Origin of the sequence: Aeromonas sp. QDB62 (assembly GCF_027705695.1) — a bacterium.
In the GTDB taxonomy this organism is placed as follows: Bacteria; Pseudomonadota; Gammaproteobacteria; order Enterobacterales; family Aeromonadaceae; genus Aeromonas; species Aeromonas allosaccharophila.
In genome coordinates this window covers 1-16,183 of sequence record NZ_JAPDCD010000016.1, presented here as the reverse complement: position 1 = coordinate 16,183, position 16,183 = coordinate 1, and the positions used below count along the sequence as shown (strand labels likewise).

13 protein-coding genes are annotated in these 16,183 nt (G+C 58.4%); 7 read left to right on the top strand and 6 right to left on the bottom strand.

What is annotated here, in order from left to right:
* Positions 1 to 35: 35 nt before the first annotated feature.
* From OKC27_RS09810 to OKC27_RS09795, 4 genes are read left to right on the top strand one after another with little or no spacing between them, the layout of a single operon-like run.
* Positions 36 to 1,916 carry a site-specific DNA-methyltransferase gene (locus OKC27_RS09810; RefSeq protein WP_232093650.1) on the top strand — a complete coding sequence of 627 codons (1,881 nt, stop codon included), beginning with the start codon at positions 36 to 38 and terminating at the stop codon, positions 1,914 to 1,916.
* A 10-nt stretch (positions 1,917 to 1,926) separates the two neighbouring features.
* Positions 1,927 to 3,051 carry an AAA family ATPase gene (locus OKC27_RS09805; protein ID WP_024945962.1) on the top strand — a complete coding sequence of 375 codons (1,125 nt, stop codon included), beginning with the start codon at positions 1,927 to 1,929 and terminating at the stop codon, positions 3,049 to 3,051.
* Positions 3,044 to 3,721, top strand: coding sequence for a DUF4276 family protein (locus tag OKC27_RS09800; RefSeq protein ID WP_024945961.1), 678 nt, complete (start codon positions 3,044 to 3,046; stop codon positions 3,719 to 3,721). Before OKC27_RS09805 ends, OKC27_RS09800 begins: the two co-directional genes overlap by 8 nt.
* A 2-nt stretch (positions 3,722 to 3,723) precedes the next feature.
* Positions 3,724 to 6,783, top strand: a complete 3,060-nt coding sequence (locus tag OKC27_RS09795; protein WP_024945960.1) for a type III restriction-modification system endonuclease — start codon at positions 3,724 to 3,726, stop codon at positions 6,781 to 6,783.
* Between the two features lie 163 nt (positions 6,784 to 6,946).
* Here the strand turns inward: OKC27_RS09795 and OKC27_RS09790 are convergent, their stop codons facing one another.
* From OKC27_RS09790 to OKC27_RS09765, 6 genes are all read right to left on the bottom strand, one after another.
* Positions 6,947 to 7,291, bottom strand: coding sequence for a type IV toxin-antitoxin system YeeU family antitoxin (locus OKC27_RS09790; protein WP_024945959.1), 345 nt, complete (start codon positions 7,289 to 7,291; stop codon positions 6,947 to 6,949).
* A 98-nt stretch (positions 7,292 to 7,389) separates the two neighbouring features.
* A complete protein-coding gene (gene radC, locus OKC27_RS09785) occupies positions 7,390 to 7,887 on the bottom strand; it encodes a RadC family protein (RefSeq protein ID WP_043851126.1) in 498 nt (165 codons plus the stop codon).
* Positions 7,888 to 7,998: 111 nt separating this feature from the next.
* Positions 7,999 to 8,424, bottom strand: coding sequence for a DUF2787 domain-containing protein (locus OKC27_RS09780; protein ID WP_043851125.1), 426 nt, complete (start codon positions 8,422 to 8,424; stop codon positions 7,999 to 8,001).
* 50 nt (positions 8,425 to 8,474) lie between these two features.
* Positions 8,475 to 9,053, bottom strand: a complete 579-nt coding sequence (locus OKC27_RS09775; RefSeq protein WP_052497078.1) for a lecithin retinol acyltransferase family protein — start codon at positions 9,051 to 9,053, stop codon at positions 8,475 to 8,477.
* An 85-nt stretch (positions 9,054 to 9,138) separates the two neighbouring features.
* Positions 9,139 to 11,463, bottom strand: a complete 2,325-nt coding sequence (locus OKC27_RS09770) for a hypothetical protein (RefSeq protein WP_043851124.1) — start codon at positions 11,461 to 11,463, stop codon at positions 9,139 to 9,141.
* A 55-nt stretch (positions 11,464 to 11,518) separates the two neighbouring features.
* Positions 11,519 to 12,067: a recombinase family protein gene (locus tag OKC27_RS09765; protein WP_043851123.1), complete on the bottom strand. Its 549-nt coding sequence runs from the start codon at positions 12,065 to 12,067 to the stop codon at positions 11,519 to 11,521.
* Between the two features lie 197 nt (positions 12,068 to 12,264).
* Between OKC27_RS09765 and OKC27_RS09755 the strand changes: the two genes are divergently transcribed.
* The 3 genes from OKC27_RS09755 to OKC27_RS09745 are packed head-to-tail and all read left to right on the top strand — an operon-like array spanning position 12,265 to position 16,069.
* Positions 12,265 to 13,944 (top strand): Mu transposase C-terminal domain-containing protein, encoded by a 1,680-nt coding sequence (locus OKC27_RS09755; protein ID WP_043851131.1) that lies wholly within the window; start codon positions 12,265 to 12,267, stop codon positions 13,942 to 13,944.
* 2 nt (positions 13,945 to 13,946) lie between these two features.
* Complete coding sequence (locus tag OKC27_RS09750; RefSeq protein ID WP_043851122.1) at positions 13,947 to 14,855, top strand: TniB family NTP-binding protein; 909 nt, start codon at positions 13,947 to 13,949, stop codon at positions 14,853 to 14,855.
* Positions 14,852 to 16,069, top strand: coding sequence for a TniQ family protein (locus tag OKC27_RS09745; RefSeq protein ID WP_270806198.1), 1,218 nt, complete (start codon positions 14,852 to 14,854; stop codon positions 16,067 to 16,069). Before OKC27_RS09750 ends, OKC27_RS09745 begins: the two co-directional genes overlap by 4 nt.
* Positions 16,070 to 16,183 lie beyond the last annotated feature (114 nt).

Sequence of the window (16,183 nt, the reverse complement as noted above, 5' to 3'; positions counted from 1 at the left end):
AAGGGCGGCGTCAAGAGGAAAAGAACTTGGAAAAAATGAAAATGCACTCGCCCAATCTCTCGCAGGACAATATCACCCGCATTCGCGATCTGTTCCCGGGGTGCGTCACTGAAGCTAAGGGTAAAGATGGCAGCGTAAAGCTGACTGTGGATTTTGATCAGCTGCGACAAGAGCTTTCCGAGTCGATTATTGAAGGCCCGCAGGAGCGTTATCACCTTAACTGGCCGGGCAAGCGCGAAGCCTTGCTCGCAGCCAACGCGCCCATTGCCAAGACACTGCGCCCCTGCCGCAACGAGAGCGTCGATTTTGATACCACCCAGAACCTGTTTATCGAGGGAGATAACCTCGATGCGCTCAAGCTGTTGCAGGAGACGTATCTTGGCAAGGTTAAGCTGATCTATATCGACCCGCCCTACAACACGGGGCGCGATTTTATCTACGACGATGATTACAGCGACGACGTGGGCAGTTACTTGATGCAATCCAATCAGGTCAATGAACAGGGCGCACGACTGGTTGCGAACACGGAAGCCAACGGCCGGTTTCACTCTGACTGGCTGAGCATGATCTATGCCCGGCTTCGGCTGGCACGTAACCTACTCAAAGATGACGGCGTTATCTTCCTTTCCATCGACGATAACGAAGTCGATAACCTGCGCAAGGTGTGCAGTGAAGTCTTTGGTGAAGATAACTTTATTGCGCAAGTAATTTGGCAGAAGGTCTTCTCACCCAAAAATAGTGCTCGTTGGTTTTCAGAAGACCATGACTATGTACTTGTATACGCAAAATCAGCTGAAAATTGGGCTCCAAATCTTTTGCCACAGACGGATGAGATGATTGCTCGGTACAAGAACCCGGATAACGATCCACGCGGCTCTTGGACTTCGGGAGATCTGCAAGCGCGTAATTATTATGGCGATGGAACCTATTCTGTTGTCTGCCCATCAGGCCGTGTTATCGAAGGGCCTGGTAAAGGAATGTATTGGCGCGTTAGCAAAGAAAACTTTGAGCGGCTTGATCAGGAAGCCCGTATCTGGTGGGGGGCTGACGGCAACAATATGCCTCGTCTCAAGCGTTTCTTGACTGAAGTTAAACAAGGTCGAACCCCACAAACCTTCTGGTCATACAAAGAAGTTGGCCACACACAGGATGCCAAGAAGGCGCTCCTTAAATACGTGCAATTTGAGCACACCGAAAACGTGCTGAATTCGGTAAAACCTGTTGAGTTGCTGCAACGGGTGCTGCAACTAGCAGGGCAGCCCAATGACGGTGACATCGTGCTCGACTTTTTCAGCGGTAGTGCATCCACCGCGCACGCAGTGCTTAAGCAGAACGCCGAAGATGGCGGTAACCGCCGCTTTATCGGGGTGCAAATTGCCGAGCCCCTGCCCACGCCCGAAAAGGGTATGGCCTCCATTTTCGAAATGGGGCTTAAACGGATTCGAAATGTCGCAGAAGAGCTTCGTGCGCAAGAAAATGGTGATAAGCGTGATTTGGGATTCCGTGTCCTCAAGATCGACTCCTCCAATATGGCCGATGTCTATTACACGCCCGATGCGCTGGATAAAGCCAACCTCGATCTGTTTGTGGAGAACATCAAGCCGGATCGCACGACGGAAGATCTGTTGTTCCAGGTGATGCTGGATTGGGGCGTTGATCTGGCGCTACCGATCATCAAGGAAGTGGTGCAGGGCAAAGAGGTGTTCTTGGTCGATGGCAATGACACCCAGATGGCGCTAGCGGCTTGCTTCGACGCTAACGGCGGTATCGATGAGACGTTTGTGAAGGCGTTGGCCCAGCGTCAGCCGCTGCGGGTGGTGTTCCGTGATGCGGGCTTTAACAGCAGTGCGGTCAAGATCAACGTGGAGCAGATCTTCAAGCTGCTGTCGCCCGCCACCGACGTGAAGTGTATTTAAGGAGGGCGACATGCCAACTAATCCGACGACGGGCACAGCATTGGATCGTCTGACCATTCGGGGATTTAAATCCATTGAGGCACTGGAGCAGCTTGAGCTCAAACGCCTTAACGTGATTGTCGGGGCCAACGGCGCAGGCAAGAGCAACCTGATCGCCTTCTTTCGGATGCTGCGTGCCCTGATGGATGGCAACCTCAACCGTTTTGTCCGCGATAGCGGCGGGGCGGGTGACCTGTTGTTTAATGGCCGCAAAGTCACATCGTCGATGTTTTTTGAGACCCATTTTGGTACTCGTGGCTACCGCTTTACCCTGGTGCCAACCCCCGGTGATGACTGTGCGCTTGAATCCGAGGCTCGTTACTACGCCGGGAGTTCTTCCGGCTGGTGGATGCTGGGGGACAGTAACGACGGCAAGTCAAAAATGGTTGCCGAAGTGCTGGAAAATAAGGCGGATGCGCCTTTCTCGCGTCCCGTGTATAACGCGATCTCCTCCTGGCAGGTTTATCACTTCCATGACACTAGCCAGAGCGCGGGGATGCGCAATTACGAAATCGTGCAGGACAACAAGGTGCTGCGCATGGACGCCGCCAATATCGGCGCCTTTTTGCTTAAATTGCGCGATCAGCATGGGGATGACTATCGGGCGATCGTCGAGGCGGTGCGCCTCGTCACCCCTTTCTTTGATGACTTTATTCTTGAGCCACGCACTAGCGGCGCACGGGAAGAGGTTAATCTGAGCTGGCTGCAACAAGGGTCTGACTACCCCATGCAGCCTTACCATCTCTCCGATGGCTCTATTCGCTTTATCTGTCTGGCGACGGCCCTGCTGCAACCCAATCCTCCCTCCACCATCATCATCGACGAGCCTGAGCTTGGGCTGCACCCAGCAGCCATCGTCATTCTGGCGGAGCTGATCCAACAGGCTGCCCAGCGTACCCAGGTGATCGTGGCGACCCAATCTCCGGCTCTGCTCGATCAATTTGCCATTGAGGATATCGTGGTCGCCAATCGTAAAGGGGGCGCTTCGACCTTCGAGCGCCTGAGCGAGCAGGACTATGCCCACTGGCTGGAAAACTACTCGGTGGGTGAGCTTTGGACCAAGAATGTGATCGCCGGAGGCCCGCGCTATGAGTGATTACATTGAGGTCTATGCGGTGGTGGAGGGGCGCAGCGAGCAGATCTTCGTTGAGAAGCTGCTAGCGCCTTATCTGGCCGATAAGCAGATTTATATTCAGGCGACCCAGGTAAGCAAACCGGGCCAGAAAGGGGGCGATGTACGTTTTAGCCGTGCCATCAATGACATTGAGGGCTTTCTGAAGCAGCGGCCCGATACCTACGTCACCACGCTGGTGGATTACTACGGTATCAAGGAGTGGCCCGGTCTTGAGAACGTACCCAAGCGGCAGTCCCCAGCCATCATCGCCGCGCATTTGAACCAAGCGACCAAGGCCGAGGTGATCGGTAAGTTTGCGGCCCAGCAAGCCGAACAGCGTTTTATCCCCTATATGGCGATGCACGAGTTTGAGGCGCTGCTGTTTAGTGACAGCGCCATTCTGGCTGACGAGTTGGGCATTGCCGAGGAGCAGGTCCGGCGTGTGCTCGCCGAGTGTGGTGAACCAGAGGCAATCAATAACGGCCCGACCACCGCCCCCTCCAAACGGCTGGATGGTTGGTCCCCAAAGGGGGCGTTTGCCAAAACCACGAAAGGGATCGCCATTGCCGAGCGGATCGGTATTCCCCAGATGCGGGCGCAGTGCCCGCTGTTTGACGGCTGGCTCGGTGAGCTTGAAGCATTGGTAGGATAAGCATGAAACTCAAATTTAAACACCAGCCCTATCAGGCCCATGCGGTGCAGGCGGTCGTCGATATCTTTAAGGGACAACTCCCGGCCTCCGCTGCCGCCATGAGTTACCGTATCGATCCTGGTAAAGCCAAGAAAGGAACAGAAGATCTCTTTGCGGTGGGCGGTGGCTTCAAAAACGCCGATCTCACGCTTAGCGATACCGCTCTGTTGGACAATATCCATCAGGTGCAGCGGGCACAGAACTTGCCGCTGTCAGATGCCTTGGTCAAGACCAAGGTAGCCAAGCTGAACCTCGACATCGAGATGGAAACCGGGACGGGCAAGACCTACTGCTACATCAAGACGATGTTTGAGCTCAACAAGCAATACGGCTGGAGCAAGTTCATCATCGTGGTGCCCAGCATCGCCATTCGCGAAGGGGTGGCCAAGTCGCTGGAGATAACGGCAGATCACTTCCTGGAGACCTATCACAAGAAGGCCCGCTTCTTTATCTACAACTCCAAAGAGCCGCATCATCTGGAGAGCTTTTCATCGGACGCCGGTATCAATGTGATGGTGATCAACGTACAGGCGTTCAATGCGACCGGCAAGGATAACCGCCGCATTTACGAAGTGCTCGATGATTTCCAGTCGCGCCGACCGATCGATGTGATCAGCGCCAACCGCCCCATCTTGATCCTGGATGAGCCGCAGAAGATGGAAGGCGGCAAGACGCTGGATTCGCTGGTGAATTTCAACCCCTTGATGGTGCTGCGTTACTCCGCCACACACAAGACCACGCACAACAAGATCCACCGGCTCGATGCGCTCGATGCCTACAACCAGAAACTGGTGAAGAAGATAGCGGTGCGCGGTATCTCGGTGAAGGGGCTGGCGGGCACCCATGCTTACCTCTATTTGCAGGCCATTGAGATTTCAAACAAAAAGCCGCCGGTGGCGGTGGTGGAGTTCGAGCAAAAGCTGGCTGGCGGTAATATCAAGCGGGTCACCCGCAAGCTCGGCAAGGGCGACAACCTGTTCGATCTGTCCAATGAGCTTGAGCAGTATCGCGATGGATTCGTGGTCTCTGACATCAATGCCAACAGCGATACCTTGAGCTTTACCAATGGTGTTGAGCTGGTGGTGGGCGATGCCATGGGTGATGTGGATGAAAGAACGCTGCGCCAGATCCAGATCCGCGAAGCCATCAAGGCCCACTTCGACAAGGAGATGGTGCTGTTTAGCCAAGGGGTGAAAGTCCTGACGCTCTTTTTCATCGACGAGGTGGCCAAGTATCGTGATTACAGTGCCAGCGATGAGAAAGGCGAGTACGCCCGGATCTTTGAAGAAGAGTACGCGCTCTATCTGAAGGATCTGCTGCGCTATGAGACGCCCTACACCCAGTATCTGAAAGGCATTCCGGCTGAGAAAACCCATAACGGCTATTTCTCTATCGACAAGAAGACCAAACGTGACGTTGATTCCAAGGTGGCGGCTCGCGGCGAGAATGCGGGCCAGTCCGATGATGTGGACGCCTACGATTTGATCCTCAAAGACAAGGAGCGGCTGTTGTCGCTGGCTGAGCCGGTGCGGTTTATCTTCTCGCACTCGGCCCTGCGCGAGGGTTGGGACAACCCCAACGTGTTTGTGATCTGCGCCCTCAAGCACAGCGACAATACGATTTCGCGCCGTCAGGAAGTGGGCCGTGGCTTGCGCCTGGCGGTCAATCAGAATGGGGACCGGATGGATCATCCGGCCACCGTTCACGACATCAACGTGCTGACGGTGGTGGCCAGTGAGAGTTACAAAGACTTCGTGGCAGCGTTGCAACGAGATATCAGTGAATCTCTGTCGGCACGACCACGCATTGCGGATAAGGCATTCTTCACTGGAAAAATGGTCACTACACCAACGGGGTCGGTTGTCGTGACGGAAGACCAGGCGAGCGATATCGAGTTCTATCTGATCCAAAACGGCTATGTGGACAAGAAGCGCAACGTGACCGAGAAGTACCACCAAGCCAAAAAAAATCACGCCTTGGCCGATTTGCCAGAGGAGCTGGCCCCGCTCGGTGAACAGGTATTCAAGCTGGTGGACGGTGTCTTTAGCGAGAGCCAGTTGCCCGATATTGGGGATGACCGCCGCCCGAAGCAGAATCCACTCAACGCCAACTTTGAGAAGCAGGAATTCAAGGCTCTCTGGGATCGCATCAACCGCAAGGCAGCCTACACCGTCGAGTTCGATTCGGACGAGTTGGTGCAGAAGACGATTGCGGTGCTTAACAGCAAGGGCTCAAACGGATTGAAGGTCACGCCGTTGCAATACACCATCCAGCAGGGTGAGCAGATTGGTTCGGTTACCTACGATGGTCTTCAGGAAGGCACCGCTTTTAAGTTGAAGAGTACAGAAACCCAGGCCAACCACACCTCTATCCATTCTGCGGTGAAATACGACCTGATCGGCAAGCTGGCAGAGGGGACGCAGCTCACCCGTCGCACTGTCGCACAGATGCTCAAGGGACTCGATGCCGATGTGTTTGCTCAGTTTAGGACCAACCCGGAGAGCTTTATCGCTGAGGCCATTCGCCTCATCAACGAGCAGAAAGCCACGGTGATCATCGAGCACTTGGCCTATGACCCGACGGAAGACAAGTTCGAGCTGGATATCTTCACGACCGGCCAGAGCAAGCAGGATTTCAGCAAGGCCGGAGAGAAGCTCAAGCGGCATATCTACGACTATGTGGTGACGGATTCCAACATCGAACGGGAGTTCGTCAAAGAACTGGATGCGAGTAATGAAGTGGTGGTCTACGCCAAGCTGCCCCGTGGCTTCTTGATCCCGACGCCAGTCGGCGACTATAACCCCGACTGGGCTATCTCGTTCAAGGAAGGGTCGGTCAAGCACATCTACTTCGTGGCCGAAACCAAGGGATCTATATCGTCAATGGATCTACGGGAGATCGAGAAAACCAAGATCAAATGCGCCCGCAAGTTCTTCGACGAGATGAACCGCCGCTTCGCTCCGGAAAATGTGAAGTACGACGTGGTCGATAGTTTCGGCAAGTTGATGGCGGTGGTGAAGTAATTGGGCTAGATCCCCCCATTTACTGAGCCGCGCATCGCGCAGGTGAAAAAAAGAAGAGCCAGACCGAGTTCAATCGGTCTGGCTCTTCTCATGTAGTTGCTACCGCTAAATGGTTGAATTTCAGCTAGTCAGTTTCAGTGCAAGGGCACCCTCTGTGTCGGCTTTACGCCTCTGTGGCTCGAGCACTGTCGTCTGCTTGCCGGTAGACATCCAGATAGAGGTAACCATAGCTGGCCCTTGGATTGGCCAGGCAGACCCATTCCCCTTGCCTCAATGTCACCAATTTGTCCTGGTCGCTCAGCAATTCCCCTTGCCGAAAGAGGCTGCCAAGGCGCTCAATAAACCCCGGTAAAACGGTGTCGATGTCGGTGAGCCACTGGTCGTCAGCATTGCCATAGACGCCGCTGCGATCCCAGAGTAGGGAGACTCCGCTTCGTTCGACAATGGCCCGTGCGCCAAAACGGGGTTGAACCTGGGTATGTAATCCCCAACTGCCTATCGTGCTCATGTTCTTTACTCCAATTGATGTTCGGTCGTCATACAGGTCACCGCTGGACCCTGGTTTATCACCCGTGTCCCAAGCGGACCTCTTGACTGGCGTAACCGTTACAAATGCCCACGCTCTGCCAGCGACACCACGCCCTCCGCCCCCACCACCAGATGATCCAGCGTGCGGATATCGACCAGCGCTAGGGCGCTTTGCAGTCGCTGAGTGGTCTCGATATCTGCACGGCTGGGTTCTGGGTAACCTGAGGGATGGTTGTGGACCAGCATCAGCGCGGCGGCATTGTGGTGCAGCGCCCGCTTGACCACGTCGCGGGGGTAGACAGTCGCAGCGGAGAGGGTGCCGAGAAACAGCTCCTCGTAGGCCAAGATCCGGTGCTGGTTATCGAGGAACAGTGCGGCGAACACTTCGCGATCCCGCGTTTGCAGCAGCCCTTGTAGCGCTTGGTGGGCCAGATGCTTGTCGGTGAGGGCTACGCCTTTGGCGAGCTTCTGGCGGGCCAACGCCTGGGCGATGGTGAGCAAGTCGTCGTCGGTGACTAAGTCGGTCACCCGATAGGTGCCGGGTTGCTCCCCGGCGGTGAGTTTCTGATGCAACATGATTGATCCTCCAAAGCGTTCGCCCCACTGGCCGATGGGGGCCGGTGGGGTGTGCTTTTTTGCGATAAAGGGGGGATTGCGGTGAGTGGGTCAGCGGATTACCGATACTTCCTAGTTCCCGCTGACGGTGACGCTGAAGCACTCCAGTCCGCAGTAGGCGATGAAGTTGCGCTGCCACAGCGCGAACAGCTCTCGCGCCTCTGCCAGCCGGAGCGGCCCCCAGCCCTGCATAACGTGCTCGCCGTCGAGGAAGTTGAAATCAAGCTCTTTACAAAGCTCCGCATCTTGCCCCAGCCCCTGATAGCTGAAATCAGTGACGTAATCGAACAGCCAATCGTCGAGACCACGTACCAAGCGGATCTCGACCGGATGAACGCCGCCTTGCTCGGCGCTGTAACCGGGGTTGCGGAAGTGGAAGGTGAGCTGGGTGCAACGCACCAGGTCGAGGTTGGTACGCTCTGCTTCTTGGTTGAGCAGGATCAGCAGCGCCTGACTCACGGGCAGGCTGATACCGTCCTGGTTGAAGATGATGGTCATGGGATTTTTCCTTGCGTGGTGATGAAGTGGTTGAGCGATGAATGAAGGGGTTAGTCATCGGTGAGCCATTTAAATAACCGGTGTGTGCCATAGGCGACCGCAACGCCCACGGCCAGCGGTGCCCATGCCGGGGCGCTGATGGCGGTGACAGACAAGATGGTGCTGCTGGTCGCCGGAACGCTGGCCAAGCTGGCGGAGGCCCCCATCAAGGCGCTGGTGATGGCCTGACTGCCTTGGCTGGATTTAAGCAACTGGCTGCCGGTGGCCGCGAGGGCGGTGGTGGCCTGGTTCACCTGGGGTGAGCTGTGCCGGTCCTCAATGCACCACTGCACAAAGTGCTCGCAGTTGTTAAAGAGCAGGTGATAGTCCTGCTCGCCCAAGCGGGAGAACGCCCGTGCCACGCACTCTTCCGGACTGAACGGACGGCTTGGGTGAGAGAGCACCTGTAGCGGCTGCTCGCTGTGAAAATCATCGAGCGAGCACAGAACGATTTGGCCTGTCCGGTCATCGTTGGCAAACGGTCCCTGGTAGTGGATCACCTGCCTGTCGCCGACATAGAGACCGTGGTGGCTGTAGCCGAGGCGCTGGACGGCGAGGTGGTCGCCGAGGTTGAGAGGGGGCATGGTCATAGCGGTTCCTTATGAACTGAAAATGAAAAAGGGCGTCACCATGTGGTGACGCCCTGTGGGATTTATGTTGTCGAACGAGTGAGGCTTACTGTTTGGTGAAGGTGAGCTGGGTACGCTCGAATGGGGCCTCCCGGTAGATGTTGGCGCCATCGGCAAAGAATTGCAGCTCTGCCTGGAAGGTTGTGCCGTTGAACGGTGTGGTCACGCGCAGCAGATATTGCTGCGCCACATCGACACCATCGCAGACCACGCTCACTACCATGTCCCCGCCAACCGGTGCGAACAGCAATTCCTGACGCACGGTGGCGGGGTCGCCGCCACAGATACCCTGGCTGATACCCGCCTCACGGCTGGCCTTGAAGCTCAGCGGCGCGGTGCCAAACAGCAGTTCGGCGAACTCTTGGCCATCTGGGCTGGTATCGCTGCTCTGCACGCTCCAGCGCAGCGGCGAGCTGAAGAGCCCTTCTGCGAAAGTGGGCGTGCTGATGGCATTACCGCCATCAACCGCCGTGGTCTGCGTGGCGCTGGGCAAGCCGTTGGATTGCACGAGCTTGACGGTTGCCTTCAGTTCCAACGCGTCACCTTGCATGACCTGGTGTGGCAGTGGCCAGACATCGGCAAGGTCGGCAACGGGGGTGTAGTGATGGGTGGCAGTCAGGGTCTGGCTGGCACTATCAAACTGCCAGTCCTGAGTCATAAACGGCGTGCTATTGCCCGCGTATTTCAAGAACAATGGCTTGGTCAGCCCATCAGGCTGCTGTACATCCAACTGGTAGAAGCGATTAGCGAGGGTGAAGCCATTCGCCTGCTTCTGGTGATCCTGCTCCAGATAGGCCCCGGCCAGCGAGCGCCAGCGGGTCGGGTTGTAGTTTTGCAGCTCGACCTTGCCAAAGCCGGGGATGCTGCTGTCGAGTTCGGTCGCCGCGCACCCGCCACAAATCGGCTGGGCCAATTTGATGGCGCTGTCACCGGTATGGCTCAGCTTGTCATCGCGGGTGAGGTTGAAGGGAGACTGACCCAACGCTGGGGCGTTGATGGTCAGAGCCTGGTTATCCAGTTGGTTCACAAACTGCGTATCCCCTTGCACAGTGACAACGCTGGTGCGGGTTTCGTAGCTGCTGGGGGGGCCATTGGGATTGATGGGGTCTTCCCCTCTGAGCCAGAAGGTCAGGGCGCGGTGCTGTGTCCATGCGCCCTGGCTGTCGAGGTTCTCCTGGTCATCGCTTTGCAGGACATTGCCTACACACTGGTCGAGCGCCGTCAGGCTTGGATTGGCTTGCCAGCGGGCGAACTCGGCCTGGATGTCGAAGCCTTCGCAATAACTATCCTCAGGCAACGGGGCCGTGTCATGGGGAACGGGCGTGCCCTCGTTGGTGAACTCCGTGGTGTGGTAGCTGTAGAGACCATTCGCATCCTGACTGAAGGTGCCGCTGCGGATACTCTCGCCTTTGACGGTGGCATTGCCGCTCTCGTCGTAGGTCCAGTCCCAAGCGGAGTGCAGGCTATATTGCTTGCTGTCCCAGTTCTTGTGCTCCTCGTCGATAAAGCGGCGCAGTGGCTGCTGGGCATCGTAGCCTCCCTGCTCATCGAGCAGCCAGCGGGTGCTCTCGGTGCGGGTCGTCTCGATGGCCTCAACCCGTTTGGTGTAGACAACCTCTTGCAGGCGGATTAGCTGCCAGATGTCCTGATTGCGGTTGTACTCGCGCAGGTTGCGAATGCTAACCGTGACCGATTGCCATCCTTGCGGGTTGCTGGTGGCAAGGGCCGCCGCCAGCTTGGCTTGCAGGGTGCTTGCCTCAACGAGTTGCTGCTCTTTGGTGGCTGCCTCTTCAGCCAGGGCCGCACTGTGTTCGTCACCCGCCGCCAGATAGTCGCCAAACAGCTTCTGTTCGCTGGCCTCTTGAGTCGTCAGTCCCAGCTCGCTGGCAATCAGTTGTTTCTCCTTGGTGGCGATGCTGGATTGATAGTGGGTCTTGCGCTGCTCAGGGTCGGTTCGGGTGACCAAATCGTGGGTATAGGGGCTGACCACAAACTCGGCACCGTCAACGTAACCGAACAGGGTTGGGGTAGCGGCGGCCCGAGCAGCAGCCTTCAGCGAGGTGGCAGGAGCAGCAAGAATAGCCCATGCCTGACGGGCGTCGGCTTGCTGCGTTTCTGGCAGGGTGAAGCTGAAACGCCCCTGACTGTCGGTGGTGGTCTGCGGTTCGCCGTTGTCACATTGCTGGTTGGCGTTGAGGTCCAGGCAGGCGGCTTGCCCAGCCAGATAGTCGCCGGAGAGGGCGCGACCGGTTAGGGTGATATCGGCAGGAGCGCCATTGCCGCCATTATCACTACTGCTGTTGTCGCTGCCACCGCCGCAAGCACTGAGGACCAACGCGGCAATTAACGAGAGATGATGATGTTTTTTCATTATTTTTCTTCCTTGTGTTGAATACGAATCCGATGCGCCAGGAGATACCCCGGCATTATTTTTCTGTTGTCCTGAGGATGCGTTGCACGCTGGAAATGCTGATCCCCGTCTGCCTCGCGATCTCGGCCCTGGGTAACCCTCGCTTGGCTAGCGCCAGCACCTCGCGCCCCTTTGCCATCGCGGTGGGCTTGCGGCCCTTGTAGGCCCCACGCCGTTTGGCGAGCTCAATCCCCTCGGCTTGGCGTTCCAGCATCAGCTCCCGCTCGAAGGTGGCGATGGCGCCGATCATGGTCAGCATCAACTTGCCGGTCGGGGTTGAGGTGTCGACGCCTAGGTTCAAGATGCGCAGGGCCACTTGTCGCTGTTGCAGGTACTCCGAAATTTCCAACAGGTGGCGAGTGTTGCGTGCCAGGCGATCCAGCTTGGTCACCATCACCACATCCCCCTCATTCACACAATCCAACAGCAGGGCGAGTTGGGGCCGGTCATCGCTGGCGCCGCTCACCTTCTCTTGGAAAATCTTGCTGCACTCGGCCAGCGCTTGAAGCTGGGTATCCAGGCTCTGGCCTACCGTGCTCACGCGTGCATAACCTACCAGTGCCATGGTCTCCTCCCGGTCAATAGGGCAAGCCCTAGTGACACTCACGAAATAGGCACCTTTGTCATTTTCAGAAGACGACTGCACCAGTTGATTGGGCATAATGGCTGTTGTGCAGCCAGCTCCTGACAGTTCAATATCAGAAGTGATCTGCACCAATCTCGACTATGCTCAATACTCGTGTGCACCAAAGCGAGGTGAGCATGGCGACGGACACCCCACGGATTCCAGAACAAGGCGTGGCCACTCTGCCTGATGAGGCTTGGGAGCGTGCGCGCCGTCGTGCGGAGATCATCGGCCCGTTGGCGCAGTCGGAGACGGTCGGGCACGAAGCGGCCGATATGGCGGCTCAGGCGCTGGGCTTGTCTCGGCGGCAGGTGTACGTTCTGATCCGGCGTGCCCGGCAAGGCAGCGGCCTCGTGACGGATCTGGTGCCCGGCCAGTCCGGTGGAGGTAAAGGCAAGGGGCGCTTGCCGGAACCGGTCGAGCGCGTCATCCACGAGCTACTGCAAAAGCGGTTCCTGACCAAGCAGAAGCGCAGCCTAGCGGCCTTTCACCGCGAAGTCACTCAGGTGTGCAAGGCTCAAAAACTGCGAGTGCCGGCGCGCAATACCGTGGCCTTACGGATCGCTAGCCTTGACCCGCGCAAGGTCATTCGCCGACGGGAAGGCCAGGATGCCGCTCGTGACCTACAAGGTGTTGGCGGCGAGCCTCCTGCCGTGACCGCGCCGCTGGAGCAGGTGCAGATAGACCATACGGTCATCGACCTGATCGTAGTCGATGAGCGCGACCGGCAACCGATTGGCCGCCCGTACCTGACCCTAGCCATCGACGTGTTCACCCGCTGCGTGCTCGGTATGGTCGTCACGCTGGAAGCGCCGTCTGCCGTCTCGGTCGGTCTGTGCCTGGCGCATATCGCCTGCGACAAGCGTCCCTGGCTGGAAGGGCTGAACGTGGAAATGGACTGGCCGATGAGCGGCAAGCCCATACTGCTTTACTTGGACAACGCGGCCGAGTTCAAGAGCGAAGCGCTGCGCCGTGGCTGCGAGCAGCATGGCATCCGGCTGGACTATCGCCCGCTGGGACAGCCCCACTATGGGGGCATCGTGGAACGGATCATCGGCACGGCGATGCAGATGATTCACGACGAACTGCCGGGAACGACCTTCTCCAACCCTGACCAGCGCGGCGACTACGATTCCGAAAACAAGGCCGCCCTGACGCTGCGCGAGCTAGAGCGCTGGCTCACATTGGCGGTCGGCACCTACCACGGTTCGGTGCACAACGGCCTGCTCCAACCGCCGGCCGCGCGCTGGGCCGAGGCCGTGGCGCGTGCCGGCGTACCGGCCGTCGTCACTCGCGCCACAGCTTTTCTGGTCGATTTTCTGCCCATCCTCCGCCGCACCCTGACCCGCACTGGCTTCGTCATCGACCACATCCACTACTACGCTGACGCGCTCAAACCGTGGATCGCTCGGCGCGACCGTTTACCCGCCTTCCTGATCCGGCGCGACCAGCGCGACATCAGCCGCATCTGGGTGCTGGAACCGGAGGGGCAGCACTACCTGGAAATTCCCTACCGTACCTTGTCACATCCGGCTGTCACCTTGTGGGAACAACGGCAGGCGCTGGCGAAACTGCGGCAGCAAGGGCGCGAACAGGTGGATGAGTCGGCGCTGTTCCGCATGATCGGCCAGATGCGTGAGATTGTGACCAGCGCGCAGAAGGCCACACGCAAGGCGCGGCGTGACGCGGATCGCCGCCAGCATCTCAAGACATCAGCTCGGCCGGACAAGCCCGTTCCGCCGGATACGGATATTGCCGACCCGCAGGCAGACAACTTGCCGCCCGCCAAACCGTTCGACCAGATTGAGGAGTGGTAGCCGTGGACCAATATCCCATCATCGACCTGTCCCACCTGCTGCCGGCGGCGCAGGGGCTGGCTCGGCTGCCGGCGGACGAGCGCATCCAGCGCCTTCGCGCCGACCGCTGGATCGGCTATCCGCGCGCGGTCGAGGCGCTGAACCGGCTGGAAGCCCTTTATGCGTGGCCAAACAAGCAACGCATGCCCAACCTGCTGCTGGTCGGCCCGACCAACAATGGCAAGTCGATGATCGTCGAGAAGTTCCGCCGCACCCACCCGGCCAGCTCCGACGCCGACCAGGAGTACATCCCAGTGTTGGTCGTGCAGATGCCGTCCGAGCCGTCCGTGATCCGCTTCTACGTCGCGCTGCTCGCCGCGATGGGCGCGCCGCTGCGCCCACGCCCACGGTTGCCGGAAATGGAGCAACTGGCTCTGGCACTGCTGCGCAAGGTCGGTGTGCGTATGCTGGTGATCGACGAACTGCACAACGTCCTGGCCGGCAATAGCGTCAACCGCCGGGAATTTCTCAACCTGCTGCGCTTTCTCGGCAACGAGCTGCGCATTCCGCTGGCCGGGGTCGGCACACGCGACGCCTATCTGGTCATCCGTTCGGACGATCAGTTGGAGAACCGGTTCGAGCCGATGCTGCTGCCGGTATGGGAGGCCAACGACGATTGCTGCTCACTGCTGGCCAGCTTCGCGGCTTCGCTCCCGCTACGGCGACCTTCGTCGATTGCCACGCTGGATATGGCCCGCTACCTGCTCACGCGTAGCGAGGGCACCATTGGCGAGTTGGCACACCTGTTGATGGCAGCGGCCGTCGCCGCCGTGGAGAGCGGAGAGGAAGCGATCAACCACCGCACGCTCGGCATGGCCGATTACACCGGACCCAGCGAGCGGCGTCGGCAATTCGAGCGGGAACTGATGTGAAGCCAGCGCTGCGCTGGCCATTGCATCCGGCTCCCAGGGAAGGCGAAGCCCTGTCTTCGTGGCTCAACCGCGTGGCCCTTTGCTATCACATGGAACTGTCCGAGCTGCTGGAGCACGATCTTGGCTACGGTCAGGTCGATGACTTGGACACTGCGCCACCACTGTCGCTGCTGACGATGCTCTCCCAGCGGAGCGGCATCGAGCTGGACCGGCTGCGCTGTATGAGTTTCGCCGGATGGGTGCCTTGGCTACTGGACAGCCTTGATGACAAGATTCCAGACGCCTTGGAAACCTATGCATTTCAGCTCTCGGTGCTGCTGCCAAGACTCCGCCGAAAGACACGATCCATCACGAGCTGGCGTGCCTGGCTGCCCGGCCAGCCGATACACCGCGCCTGTCCGCTCTGCCTAAACGATCCAGAGAACCAAGCCGTACTGCTCGCTTGGAAGCTGCCCCTGATGCTGAGCTGCCCGCTGCATGGCTGCTGGCTGGAATCCTATTGGGGAGTGCCTGGGCGGTTTCTCGGCTGGGAGAACGCCGACGCCGAACCGCGCACCGCCAGCGACGCGATTGCGGCGATGGATCAGCGTACCTGGCAGGCACTGACGACCGGTCACGTGGAGCTGCCGCGCCGACGCATCCACGCCGGATTGTGGTTTCGACTTCTTCGCACGCTGCTCGATGAGCTGAACACCCCGCTTTCCGCGTGCGGAACCTGCGCGGGGTATCTCCGCCAAGTCTGGGAAGGCTGCGGGCATCCGCTGCGTGCTGGGCAAAGTTTGTGGCGACCGTATGAAACCTTGAACCCGGTAATACGGTTACAGATGCTGGAGGCGGCGGCAACGGCAATCAGCTTGATTGAGGTGAGGGACATCAGCCCGCCAGGCGAGCAGGCAAAGCTGTTCTGGTCAGAACCCCAAACAGGTTTCACCAGTGGCCTGCCGACGAAAACGCCGAAGCCCGAACCCATCAATCACTGGCAGCGTGCAGTCCAGGCCATCGACGAGGCCATCATTGAAGCGCGGCACAACCCCGAGACGGCACGCTCACTGTTCGCGTTGGCTTCCTATGGTAGGCGCGACCCCGCTTCCCTGGAACAGTTGCGCGCCACCTTCGCGAAGGAAGGTATCCCCGCGGAATTTCTGTCACATTATGAGCCTGACGGACCCTTTGCGTGTCTTAGACAGAATGACGGGTTAAGTAACGAATTTTGACGGCCTGAGCTTTCCGGCACACAATGTCACATAATCGAACGTATACGTGACGGGTGAAAAGGTGCTGATCGGCTACATGCGGGTATCGAAGGCGGACGGATCCCAGTCCACCAA

Bases quoted from the DNA above. Each gene is read 5' to 3' on its own strand.
- OKC27_RS09810 (WP_232093650.1), top strand. From the start codon at position 36: ATGAAAATGCACTCGCCCAATCTCTCGCAGGACAATATCACCCGCATT.
- OKC27_RS09805 (WP_024945962.1), top strand. From the start codon at position 1,927: ATGCCAACTAATCCGACGACGGGCACAGCATTGGATCGTCTGACCATT.
- OKC27_RS09800 (WP_024945961.1), top strand. From the start codon at position 3,044: ATGAGTGATTACATTGAGGTCTATGCGGTGGTGGAGGGGCGCAGCGAG.
- OKC27_RS09795 (WP_024945960.1), top strand. From the start codon at position 3,724: ATGAAACTCAAATTTAAACACCAGCCCTATCAGGCCCATGCGGTGCAG.
- OKC27_RS09790 (WP_024945959.1), bottom strand. From the start codon at position 7,291: ATGAGCACGATAGGCAGTTGGGGATTACATACCCAGGTTCAACCCCGT.
- radC (WP_043851126.1), bottom strand. From the start codon at position 7,887: ATGTTGCATCAGAAACTCACCGCCGGGGAGCAACCCGGCACCTATCGG.
- OKC27_RS09780 (WP_043851125.1), bottom strand. From the start codon at position 8,424: ATGACCATCATCTTCAACCAGGACGGTATCAGCCTGCCCGTGAGTCAG.
- OKC27_RS09775 (WP_052497078.1), bottom strand. From the start codon at position 9,053: ATGACCATGCCCCCTCTCAACCTCGGCGACCACCTCGCCGTCCAGCGC.
- OKC27_RS09770 (WP_043851124.1), bottom strand. From the start codon at position 11,463: ATGAAAAAACATCATCATCTCTCGTTAATTGCCGCGTTGGTCCTCAGT.
- OKC27_RS09765 (WP_043851123.1), bottom strand. From the start codon at position 12,067: ATGGCACTGGTAGGTTATGCACGCGTGAGCACGGTAGGCCAGAGCCTG.
- OKC27_RS09755 (WP_043851131.1), top strand. From the start codon at position 12,265: ATGGCGACGGACACCCCACGGATTCCAGAACAAGGCGTGGCCACTCTG.